Origin of the sequence: Draconibacterium mangrovi (assembly GCF_010586825.1) — a bacterium.
Taxonomy (GTDB): Bacteria; Bacteroidota; Bacteroidia; order Bacteroidales; family Prolixibacteraceae; genus Draconibacterium; species Draconibacterium mangrovi.
In genome coordinates, this window is record NZ_JAAAGB010000001.1 from 1196555 (window position 1) to 1208024 (window position 11470).

Sequence of the window (11470 nt, forward strand, 5' to 3'; positions counted from 1 at the left end):
AGCAATGAATGCACGAATAAAAATATCATTATTACTGGCAGGAGTTGGGTTGATTCTGGCTTTTCTACCATTTAATGCGGCGAAGTCTTTTCAACTAAAACCGACAGAATTGCTGGATGTTTCGTCAAATTCCGACATGTATTTTTCGGTTGACGAAGTGGCGCGCTTTGTAAATAACGAAGACACAACTATTCAACTGATCGATTTGCGAAGTGCCTCAGAGTTTATGGAAAGTAACATTCCGGGATCAATCAATATTCCTTTCAACGATTTGCTAAATCCCAGCTGGGAAGGTTACTTGAATCAGGATAAAGTGAGAAATGTGTATTATGCAAACGGTGACGAAACGGCAAACATGGCCTGGACGATTGTAAGTGGATTGGGCTATTCGAATTCGTTTGTAATGAAAGGCGGAATGAATGAATGGTATAAAACGGTTATGTTGAGCAAATTTGAAGGTGAACGGATTACACCACGCGAGAATGCGTTATTTGAAAACCGTTACAAAGCGCGCAGAACATTTACACAAATTAATAGTTTGCCCGACAGTTTAAAGATGCAATACCTCGAAGCAAAACGTTTGGAAGAATCGCAACTGGATGGAGGTTGCGAATAAAACCGTTACAAAATGAAAAGAAATATACTTTGGATTTTAGGTGCTCTGCTTGTATTAGTTGTACTTGTTTTGGTACGAACTTTTAATACAAATCTTTTCAAAAGAAATGTGAGCGAGGCATTAACCACAGAAATGACAATTTCGGTGCAGGAGTTAAGCGAATTAAAAGAAAACTACTCAATAGTTGAGTTAGACGCCGAAAATCAACGCTTCCCAAATTCAGTGGTAATACCTTTTGATAAACTACTTGATAAAGATAATAAGGAAAAACTGGCTTCGATTGATGGTAAAACCCTGCTTTATTCCGGCGATATTGCCACAAGTTCAAAAGCCTGGGTAATTCTTAATCAATTGGAATTTGAGGCCGTTTATATTCTCTCGGATGAAGCAAATCCGGAGGAGTTAAAATATAAATTCCAGCCCGACACAAGGATCAGGCTGGAATAATATCTTTTAGAAAAAATCTCCTACTTAATTTTGAACGTACGGATAGTCGTGAATTTCGGCTTCGGTAAACGGCAGCCACGAAAGCGCACTTTCTTCTTCCTTCATTTTATCGTACATAAACGCATTGTTGCCATAGGTCAGCGTTTTGGCATCGTAGCCAAACAAACGCAGGTAAGCAGTTGCAAATCCGGAATTATGCCCGGTGTTACAATACAATACCACTTCCTTATCAACCGGAATAGTTTGCATTTCTGAAACAATACCAAGTGTACCACCCGGTTTGTAACGCACTGCACCCGGAATATGGCCCGAGTCGTATTTGTCTTTCCGATCGTAATTAATCGTGTAATAATTTCCGGAATTCTCAAACACATCCTTTGCATTTACCAAGGCATCGCGATAACCGGCGGCAAAAAGCGCATCGATTCTTTGTTGTAAAATTTCATCGCCAGTGCTTTTGTTCGTATTCAGTTTTGGGAAATCTGAAACCGGTGCTTTATCGTGATCCTCCGTTTCCAGCTGATCCTGATAATCGGAAGAAACTTTAGCAAGCCACGAATCTTCAGCAAAATGTTTGTTCCAGCCACTCATTCCCCAGCGCATTGCATAAACATTGCCATAACCTGCCAGTCGCAACAACGAAACTGCATAACTGGAAATCTGTCCGGAATAGCATACCACCACAATTTTATCGTATTCAAACGGCTTAATATCATTGGTAAGATATGCCGGTAAGTTGCTAAAATCAACCCGAACAGCACCTTTTATATGTCCGTCGTTATATGCTTCTTCATTGCGAAGGTCAATGATGTAAATGTTTCCATCCAGTTCTTCATAAACTGACGATGGTTTTATAAGAGAAGGGAAATTACGGCTATTGGCATAATCACCCATTTCATTCAGGGTTTTCAGCAGTAATTTTGCCTCCTCATTTACCTCAATTTTTGGTGTTGTTTCTGTTTCGCTGGTTTGTGTCTGTTCAGTTTTTTTCTGTCCTCCTGAACAGGAAATCAAAACGACAAAAGCAGCCAGTGAAAGAAATCTTAAAATCGGTTTTATCTGAATCATAAATTAAAAGGTATTAGCTCTGACTTTCAACAGGATTCATTTCTTTGTCGTAACGAAGAGTCTCTACTCTCCTTCCCTGATCATCGTATTTATATTCAACAATGGCTACACCGTTATTCGGATTGTTAACCACATTTCCGTCGGCATCTTTCGATACACTTTTTACCAGCGCTCCATATTCATCGTATTCATTCTCGGTTACAGGAATTCCTTTTCCGCCGAGTAATTCATTGTCCTGATCGTAAATAACCGTTTTAACTGCGTTGCCATATTCATCAACCTCATTTTGACGCTTGGCCCAACCCCAGTATAAATTGGAAAGCTGCCCGGTAGTACTGTGAACCGAAAAGCTCAGCACATCGCCTTTGTCGTTATTTTCGAATAAGAAATATGAAACACCAACATCGCCACAATTTTCGGCCGTACAATTGTACAATGTGTCTTCAATGTAATTGGCCATTCGGGTTACATATCCGTTCGCATCGTAGGTAAAACGCAATTCATAAAACGGGCAGAAAGGATTCATGATCGTTTCTTCTTTTGCCAGGTTGTAACGCAATTCGCGAATCATCCCGTCTTCGAGTTTCGACCAAACGTAATTATGAATGTTATTACTGTTCTCTGTTGGATTTCCCTCTTTATCGAGGAAACGCATTGCAACGCGCATTCCTGAATCATCAACCGTATACTCATGCGTAAATGCACCGGCGCTTTCGATTGGCTCTCCTTTATCATTAAAGAAATGCTTAAGCTGTTTATTGCCTTCGTAAGTGTAAGTAATTTTTGCTGCACGTAAACCCGAGTATCCCAACAATACTCCATTGCGGTTGTATTCTACTGATGCCAGTTTCCCGTCATCGTTCCATGTGAATTTATAATTATTCACTTTTTCAGCTTCTTCGTCCGAAATTTCGTGCGAACCACGCTCGGTATCCCAGGGCGTTTCACTAAACAGCAACTGTCGGTAATACTTCACATTCGCATCTTCAGTGGTTGCAGGCTTCTGGTTACATGCCACAAAACCAAGTACCACAAGGGCAAGGAAAAACAAATTTGTAATTTTCATTTCGTTGTATTTTAATGATATTTAGATCCGTTATTCTGTTGCTTTAACACATTGAAGGGAAACATTGTTTAATGGGAGTTCCGGAAGTATTGATAAGATTTTGAGGAAATATGATCGACTCTTAAATATCGGCAAAGGCAAGTGTGGCAATACTAACTTTTGTTCCGGCCTGTTTTAACAGGTGAATGGCACAGGCTTCGAGCGTTGCACCGGTGGTTACCACATCGTCAACCAACAGAATATGTTTGTCTTTCAGCGCATTAGTATCAGTCATTCCAAAAACGCTTTCAACATTCTGCCAACGTTCGTAGCGGTTCCTTCTTGTTTGCGTTGAGGTATATACTTTGCGATAAAGCGTTTTTGCATCGACAGGCTTCTTTAAAACCTCTCCAATTCCCCGGGCGATCCATTCACTTTGATTAAAACCGCGCTTCTTTTCTTTTCGTGGATGGAGCGGCACCGGCATTATAACATCAACATCAGCAAAGTCCGGTGATTCTAATAGCTGGTAACCATACTTTTTCCCGGTTTCATAACCCAACTCTTTTAGCCCTTTGTATTTTACAAAATGAATTAGCTGTTGGTATTTACTCCCCTTTTTGTAGCTGAAAAAAGCTGTTGCTGCTGAAATGTCAACCCTTCCCCAAAACAACTGAGCAACTTTATTCTCCGGTTTTAAATGAAAGTTTGTTAGCGGAAGATCCCGCCAACATTCAAAACACACGAACTTTTCCTGCGACACCAAACGTTTTCCGCAGGTTACACAAAGCTCGGGGAAAAACAGGCCCAGCACATCTGAAATACTTTGCTTGAGAAGGTTCATAGCTGAAAGTTACAAAATTCTCTATTTAACCATTTAATATTTAGTTAAAAGTTGATTGCTACCGATTAATAATTCGTTAACTCACTAGTAATTTTTACATAATCAGAGTTGGATAAAACATCCATAACTTGCAACTGTATAAAAAATATTTCCCTATCTCTCTTGTATTCCTCTCAAGAAATCATCTCCAAAGGTTGTCGCGTTCGAGACAACCTTTTTGTTTTGGAATAAATAGGTATTTTTCGAAGAGGCTGCGTCATAACAACAGACAAATGGCTAAATTATCTGTGACTTGTTGAAAAATATAGTACAATTGAAAATTTTTAAACATACAAAAGTCAGGATTTTCGCCATATAAATTAGTATTTTTACCAGCATTGTTAAATCAAGAAACCTATAATAACCAATGGCCATATTTCAACGTTTTGGTAACTACCTTAGAAAAAAACTGTTACTGATCATTTTTATCGGATTTATAATTGGTATCGCTGTTACCATTTCTTCTCTTAAAGTTATTGAAGCTACCTCAACAAATGAATCGTGCGAAGTGTGTCACGTACACCCTCATGTTTTTGATTCGTGGAAACTCTCTGTTCATCACGAGAACAGGACAGGTATGCATATCGGATGCGTGGAATGTCACCTCCCGCCAAAAGGACAAGGCTACCTAAAAGAAAAAGTAAAAGCCGGAGCCCGCGATGCGTATGGATATTTCTTTAAAGACAGTGCCGATTTTAACTGGGAAGCCAAGTCTTCGCTTGAGCAGGCGCAACATTTTGTTTTTGAAGAATCGTGCATTAGTTGCCACAATAATTTATTTCCGCTGACTCTTACTTCCGAAGGTCAGCAGGCGCACCTTTATTATTCGCAAAACGAGGAGAAACTGCGCTGTATTAATTGCCACCTGAATGTTGGCCATTACGACCCAAATGCGTTACATGCCAAAAATGTTGAGTTTGGAAGTACCGGTGCCGAGGCAAAAGAAATTTATATAGCTGCAGCCGAAGTCACGGCTCATGAAGATTATACCGAAACTATTCCGGGAACAACCATTGCCTTTAATATGAAAGCCATTCCGGGCGGAAGTTTCAAAATTGGAAGTCCTGAAGCGGAACAACTTCGCGAAATCGATGAAGGCCCGCAAAAAACGGTAAATGTAAGTCCGTTCTTTATGGCTGAAATAGAAGTTAGCTGGGATGAATACCTGGCCTTTTACAGTGCCACTGCCGCCGAAGGCAGAACCACCGACACCGAAGGTGCACGCACCAAAGCAGATGTTGATGCAATTTCAGGCCCAACGCCACCTTACGGACAACCCGACCAAAACTGGGGAATGGGAAGCCGGCCAGCCATTACAATGAGCTACCATTCGGCCGAAACCTACTGCAAATGGTTATCGCAGGTTACCGGAAAAACCTACCGCCTGCCAACTGAAGCCGAGTGGGAATATGCAGCCCGCGGAGGCACTGAAACTCCGTTCTTCTTTGAAGGTCAGCCAAAAGACTTTAAAGACAAAAACTTTATAGGAAAACTATTCGGAAAAGGAAGCGACATTATTAATAACTATGTCGTTTATGAGAAAAACAGTAGCCTGAAAACGGCCAAGCCCGATGTTGTTGAAGCCAATCCGTTTGGGTTGAAAAATATGCTTGGTAATGCAGCAGAATATTGTGCCGACTGGTACGCCGAAGATGCCTATTCGAAATTAAGCGATGGTGCTACCGACCCAAAAGGACCGGTTTCCGGCAACGAACACGTTATTCGTGGCGGAACATTTAAAAGCCCCGTTGGTGAAGTTAGAAGTGCTGCCCGCGATTACACCCGTAGCGAAGAATGGATGAAAACCGATCCGCAAATGCCGAAGAGTATCTGGTGGCTATCGGACTGTAATTACATTAGCTTCAGGGTAGTATGTGAATATGATGAGAATAACGGAAAATAACTTATAACGATTGAATCCTAAATTCAACTAAAACATTAATATCATGAGTAACAACAATTTTTCAAGAAGGAAATTTTTAGCCGGAGCCGCAACAGTAGGTGCAGCAGGGGCTATGGGAATCGGAACTTTGTCGTCGTGCTCTGGCGGAGGATCTTCTGAAAGTGGCGAATACGACTGGCTGCAACGAGAGTACAAATATCCACCTTTGCTGGATGAAGTGCCTGCCGGAACAGTTTTAAAAGCCGGTATTGTTGGTTGCGGCGGACGAGGAACCGGTGCAGCTCTTAACTTTTTGGAAGCCGGTGGTTCAACCGTTCAGGTAACTGCACTGGCCGATGTTTTTCAGGACAGGCTGGATAGCTGTGCCGAGAAAATTAAAACAGAAACCGGACAGGAAGTACCTGCAGAAAACTGTTTTGTTGGTTTTGATGCTTATGAAAAAGTTCTTGATTCGGGTGTTGATATTGTAATTCTGGCAACTCCGCCAAAATTCCGTCCTCAGCAATTCGAGGCAGCTGTAAAAGCGCGTAAGCACGTATTTATGGAGAAACCAATTGCTGTTGATCCGGTTGGAATTCGTCAGGTTTTGGCCGCTGCAAAAATGGCCGATGCTGCCGGATTAAAAGTGGTTACAGGTACACAACGCCGCCACCAGCATAAATATTTAAATGTATATAAAGAACTCAGCAATAACGCCATTGGTAAACTCACCACAGCCGAAGTATATTGGAATGGTGGACAATTGTGGTACAGAAACAGCAAGCCCGAATGGAGCGAAATGGAATGGATGATTCGCGACTGGGTAAACTGGTGCTGGCTTTCGGGCGACCATATTGTTGAACAACACGTGCACAATATCGACGTTGCCAACTGGTTTTTTGGCAAACACCCGATAAAAGCTTTAGGTTTTGGTTCACGTCAGCGTCGCCCAACCGGCGATCAGTATGATAATTTTGCCGTTCGATATGAACTGGATGACGGACGCCAGATTTTAAGCACATGCCGTCAGATTAATGGCTGTACAAATGCCGTAAACGAAGTAATGCACGGTACAAAAGGAAAAGCATTTACAGCTCAGGGTGGCACAGCAAAAATTACCGATCTGGATGGTAATGATCTTTTCTCGTACGAAGATCATGCAACCAGCCCATACGTTCAGGAGCATAAAGACCTGATTACCTGTATTCGCCAGGATATTCCGTTTAACGAGGCCGAAGAAACTGCCAATTCGGTAATGACGGCAATTATGGGCCGCGTTTCGGCATACACCGGAAAAGAAGTTACCTGGGATGAAATGATGAATTCGGACATGAAACTGGGTCCTGACACTTTCATCATGGGTGATATTGGCTTTATGGAAACTGCAAGCGTACCTGTACCGGGAACACTTGAATAGAGTAAAGCAACAGGCTCCTTAAGATTGATCAATCAATTCAAATATAAACCTTCGGCAATAGCCGAAGGTTTTTTTGGCACTATACTTGTTTTAACACTAAAAAATGAAGTTTAATTATAAAAGTCTATAGCTATGAAAACAATTGAAAACAAACAAACAATTACCTTCAAAAAAATTTCTGCGGTTCTTTTAATAATTGTTGCAACAGTTCTGGCCTCGTGCGAAGGCCCGATGGGACCTCCGGGAATCCCGGGAGAAGATGGTTACAATTTTATTGGAACCACATTTGAATTTACAGGAGACTTTACCCCCGCAAACAATTACCAACTGGTTTTTAACTTTTCGGATAACGGATTTGATCCTTATGAATCGGATGTAATTTTAGCCTACATTTTGTGGACCAACGAGGATGGATTGGATTTCTGGCGTCCGCTACCACAAACCACTTATTTTCAGTCGGGTGCTATTTTGCAGTATAATTTCGATTTTACCGGCGATATCCCCAACAATCTCATTAATGATATGTCGGTATTTTTAGATGGCGATGTGGACCTTTCAAGTTTGCCAAGCGATTACACCATGAACCAAACTTTCAGAGTGGTAGTTGTTCCATCTGATTTTATGAGTTTGGCCAATGTTGATGCCAGCGATCTGAACTCCATATTGAATTCATCCAGTATTCAGCTTAACTCCCTGGGTACACTTGAACCGGGATCGGTTATTGACACGAACATAGAGATCAAATAATTAGAAACAACAAAATAAAAAAACCGCTAGCCAGTTTTGGTTAGCGGTTTTTTTATGCTCTCATGTTAGCCTGTTTACTGATGAATCAGCGTATTATTTTAGTAAAAACAATCATGATTCCCGGAAATCATCAACAGGAATGAAAGTGAAACAATAGTCGACGAACTCTCCCTCACTCCCTCTCTTCGCGAAGAGAGGGACGATTGTGTCGAAGGCACAATCAGGGTGAGTCAATAAATTTTGAAGCATATTTTGCTATCAATTTTTACATGACTTTCAGAAAAAAGAGCGCCCGGTAAATACCAGGGCGCTCAGGACATGCGAAAGGCTAACCTATCTCATTCGAATCGACAGATTGCCATTCCAAATAAGCTCCGTCGTATACTTTTACGTTTGGATACCCCAAACCTTTCAATGCCAAATAAATAACTCCGGCACGTACACTGGTTTCGCAATAAACAATAACCGTTTTATCTTTGGTAATCCCCTTCGATTCAAACATCGAAGTAAGTGCTTCGTTCGATTTTAGCAAACTCTTTCCATCAACCAGGGTTTCGTAGTTCACATTAACAGCGCTCGGAACGTGTCCCGGTCTTGCCAGTTCTGTTTCCGCAGTACCGGCATATTCTTCCGGTGTGCGTGCATCAACAATTACATACGATGGGTTGTTAACCGCCTTTTTTACCTCAGCCATAGTAGCCAGCTGGTTGGCGTCAACATTGGCGGTAAATGTAGTTTTGCTGCCTTTTGATGCTGTCCCGATTGGTCCGCGTGTTGCTTTCCACCCCGTAATGTTACCATCCAACATTTTTACATTTGGTGCTCCCAAATACTTTAACATCCAGTACATCCGTCCGGCATATTTTGTTGACCCCTCATCGTACACAACAATGGTTTTATCAGCTGATATACCATTGTTTCCAAGCTCTGCAGCCATTTCTTCCGGCGATTTGATAATATTACGGATAGGCTCGTCGGTACACAGTGTGCCATGTGGTAGATCAATCGCACCACGAATAAACACTTTTTGATTTGCAGCAGCATTAAGAATGATGTAATTCGGGTTTTTCAGATTCTGTTTGAGCTCATTTGCCGAGATCAAATCCTGTGCTGACACAGCAGAAGCCATCAACAACACCAATCCTAAGAAAAATAATCTATTAAGTTTCATATCCTTTGTCATTTAAAATTAGAATCTTACCTGTAGCTGAACCATGATCATATCGTTCGAAATTTCATTGGCCCATTCAGCTTTATATTCGTAGTTCACCTGTAAACGAGTCCACTCGTTAAAGAAATAGTTGAAACCTACGGTTGTAATATGTTCCATGTTGTTATTTCCCAAACTCAAATCGCTGTTGTAATTCTCGTATTTAATAACAGGCTGGAAATTATAAGTCAGGTTATAAAGGGCCATAATTGATAAACCTTCGCGTTCAACACTACCCTGTACCAATTCAGGATCGCCGCCACATCCGCCGCCAACCAGGTACGAACCTTTGTCTTCGGCCCAGATGTATTCTCCCTGCACAAGGAATCCATATTTCTCCACTTCAAATTCAGCTCCCCAGCGAGTTCTTTCGTCGGGTTCTGTAACCGTTTCATCCTGGCTGGTAGCTTTACCAACACGGAAACTACCACCAACATGCATCCAGTCGAATGGCTGAACCAAAACTCTACCTACTAAATCTTTGTATTTGTCGGCATCTTTAACCAAAAGTCCGGTACCGTTCATCAAGGCAACCGAATATTGAATTAAAGTAGTATCCGATCCACCAAGTACCATCACCCCCATATCGCGATCGGGTGCAGTAAGTTCGTTTATAAATTTCGAACGATTGATAGTATACAAAGAGTGACAAGGTGTACCCAATTCTTGTCCGAAAGGAGATTTGAAGGAACCCAAACTTACCTTTGCAAACGAAAAACGTTTGTAAGTGATAAAAGCGTCAAGCAGATATGCTTTTGGCCCGTCTTTTTTAAACGGACTGGTTTCTACCAAAACATAGTAACTAAAGTCGTACGGAATATTTCCCATAACACCAATACGTGAGCGGTTAAAACCAAAAGTGTTGGTATTATCACCTTCTGCAAAACCATAATCGTATTGCGCCTGCAGGTATCCGAAAACAGAAACACCTTCGTCTGAGGCTGGCTCGGAGCATCCCTGTGCCTGTGCATTGTAAGCCAACAAGCAGGCTGCTGATAATATAAATAATAATTTGCGTAACATAATCTGTTCTTTTAGTTGATAATTAAGAGAGCGGACTGAAAAACCAGCTTCCCGCTCCTACACTTTTAGTTAGAAGATACTGTAGGAAGATCCTTAGGATTTGAATCGAATCCCCAGTGATTTGTTACGCCACCAGCTTCCCAGAATGAGTTGGTATGGCTTAAACCGTTCATACCGAAAAGAAGACTGTAAGCATCGAAACCAAGCACATTCAAGTATGCGGTAATAACTGCTGAAGTTTGTCCGGTGTAGCAGTATGTAACTACTTTACCGTTTGGATCAAGTTTGCTGCAATCGTCGATTAATAACGGGCTGATTCGTACAGCACCATTTACGTGTCCAAAACCGGTGTAATGGTCGGCCGAGAAATAGTTATTTACATAGTAATTAGCTGGGGTGGCTAAAACGTCGGCAGCTTTTACTGTTTTAAATCCTGCGGCAACAACTTCTTCAACTCTTTCGGCAAGAATATCAGCACCATTTGTTGATGTGCTTGTCCATGTTGGAGCGTCAAAACTTCCGGCTGTAGCTTCGTTGCTTGTCCAGTTATTTGCATCATCCAGAGATTTACAGTTTGGTGTCCATTTATCAAATGTTGTATTCCATCCACTCATTCCCCATTTTAAGGCTTGTGTATCTTCGTAACCGTAAAGGCGAAGTAATGAAGTAGCGTAGCAAGCAGTTTGTCCGGTGTAACAAACCACCAAAATAGGTTTATCGGCAGTGGCTGCAGCAGTTAGAATATCGCCAAAAGCAACGTTATTTGCACCTTCAATATGTGCAGCAGCAAAATCATCGCCCCCACGAATATCCATAATCCATTTTGATGAAAGATCGCCATCAGCAGGAGCAGCCATCACAAACTTCTGTCCTGCAGCATTAGTTAATATATGGTTTACATCCATATCAACCGATTTCAGGTAAGTGGTCAACGTTTCGTAAGCTACCGGTTCCGAACCTGAACAATCGCATTCTTCTTCTTCATATTTACATCCGGTAAACGTGACTGAAGCAAAAATTGCAAGTAGTAATGTGTAAAAAAAGTACTTTTTCATTTTATAAAATTTTAGGTTATTTAAGTGATAGTATAAACCCGGATAATTCTTGCACTAATGCAATATTGGCATCCCGG

Annotated in this window: 11 protein-coding genes; 5 read left to right on the forward strand and 6 right to left on the reverse strand. The window is 41.5% G+C overall.

What is annotated here, in order from left to right:
* The first annotated feature begins 4 nt into the window (after nucleotides 1-4).
* Nucleotides 5-616 carry a rhodanese-like domain-containing protein gene (locus tag G4420_RS04880; protein ID WP_163322434.1) on the forward strand — a complete coding sequence of 204 codons (612 nt, stop codon included), beginning with the start codon at nucleotides 5-7 and terminating at the stop codon, nucleotides 614-616.
* Between the two features lie 12 nt (nucleotides 617-628).
* Nucleotides 629-1063 carry a hypothetical protein gene (locus G4420_RS04885; RefSeq protein ID WP_163322435.1) on the forward strand — a complete coding sequence of 145 codons (435 nt, stop codon included), beginning with the start codon at nucleotides 629-631 and terminating at the stop codon, nucleotides 1061-1063.
* A gap of 24 nt (nucleotides 1064-1087) precedes the next feature.
* Here the strand turns inward: G4420_RS04885 and G4420_RS04890 are convergent, their stop codons facing one another.
* The 3 genes from G4420_RS04890 to G4420_RS04900 form a co-directional block, all read right to left on the reverse strand.
* Nucleotides 1088-2131 (reverse strand): rhodanese-like domain-containing protein, encoded by a 1044-nt coding sequence (locus G4420_RS04890; protein WP_163322436.1) that lies wholly within the window; start codon nucleotides 2129-2131, stop codon nucleotides 1088-1090.
* 13 nt (nucleotides 2132-2144) lie between these two features.
* Nucleotides 2145-3197 (reverse strand): BRO1 domain-containing protein, encoded by a 1053-nt coding sequence (locus tag G4420_RS04895; RefSeq protein ID WP_163322437.1) that lies wholly within the window; start codon nucleotides 3195-3197, stop codon nucleotides 2145-2147.
* A 121-nt stretch (nucleotides 3198-3318) separates the two neighbouring features.
* On the reverse strand, nucleotides 3319-4020 hold the full coding sequence (locus G4420_RS04900) for a ComF family protein (protein ID WP_163322438.1): 702 nt from the start codon (nucleotides 4018-4020) through the stop codon (nucleotides 3319-3321).
* A 406-nt stretch (nucleotides 4021-4426) separates the two neighbouring features.
* On the opposite strand from G4420_RS04900, the gene G4420_RS04905 reads away from it, so the two are divergent.
* The 3 genes from G4420_RS04905 to G4420_RS04915 all read left to right on the forward strand — a co-directional run bounded on the left by G4420_RS04905 (nucleotide 4427) and on the right by G4420_RS04915 (nucleotide 8105).
* Nucleotides 4427-5962, forward strand: coding sequence for an SUMF1/EgtB/PvdO family nonheme iron enzyme (locus tag G4420_RS04905; RefSeq protein WP_163322439.1), 1536 nt, complete (start codon nucleotides 4427-4429; stop codon nucleotides 5960-5962).
* A 43-nt stretch (nucleotides 5963-6005) separates the two neighbouring features.
* Nucleotides 6006-7358 (forward strand): Gfo/Idh/MocA family protein, encoded by a 1353-nt coding sequence (locus G4420_RS04910; protein ID WP_204273595.1) that lies wholly within the window; start codon nucleotides 6006-6008, stop codon nucleotides 7356-7358.
* Nucleotides 7359-7490: 132 nt separating this feature from the next.
* Nucleotides 7491-8105, forward strand: coding sequence for a hypothetical protein (locus G4420_RS04915; protein ID WP_204273596.1), 615 nt, complete (start codon nucleotides 7491-7493; stop codon nucleotides 8103-8105).
* Nucleotides 8106-8433: 328 nt separating this feature from the next.
* On the opposite strand, the gene G4420_RS04920 is transcribed toward G4420_RS04915, so the two are convergent.
* From G4420_RS04920 to G4420_RS04930, 3 genes are all read right to left on the reverse strand, one after another.
* Nucleotides 8434-9276 (reverse strand): sulfurtransferase, encoded by an 843-nt coding sequence (locus G4420_RS04920; RefSeq protein ID WP_163322440.1) that lies wholly within the window; start codon nucleotides 9274-9276, stop codon nucleotides 8434-8436.
* 18 nt (nucleotides 9277-9294) lie between these two features.
* The gene (locus G4420_RS04925; RefSeq protein ID WP_163322441.1) at nucleotides 9295-10338 is read right to left on the reverse strand and encodes a porin; all 1044 of its coding nucleotides are present in this window, start codon (nucleotides 10336-10338) and stop codon (nucleotides 9295-9297) included.
* 65 nt (nucleotides 10339-10403) lie between these two features.
* Entirely contained in the window at nucleotides 10404-11393 is a 990-nt protein-coding gene (locus tag G4420_RS04930; RefSeq protein ID WP_163322442.1) for a rhodanese-like domain-containing protein, read from the reverse strand.
* Nucleotides 11394-11470 lie beyond the last annotated feature (77 nt).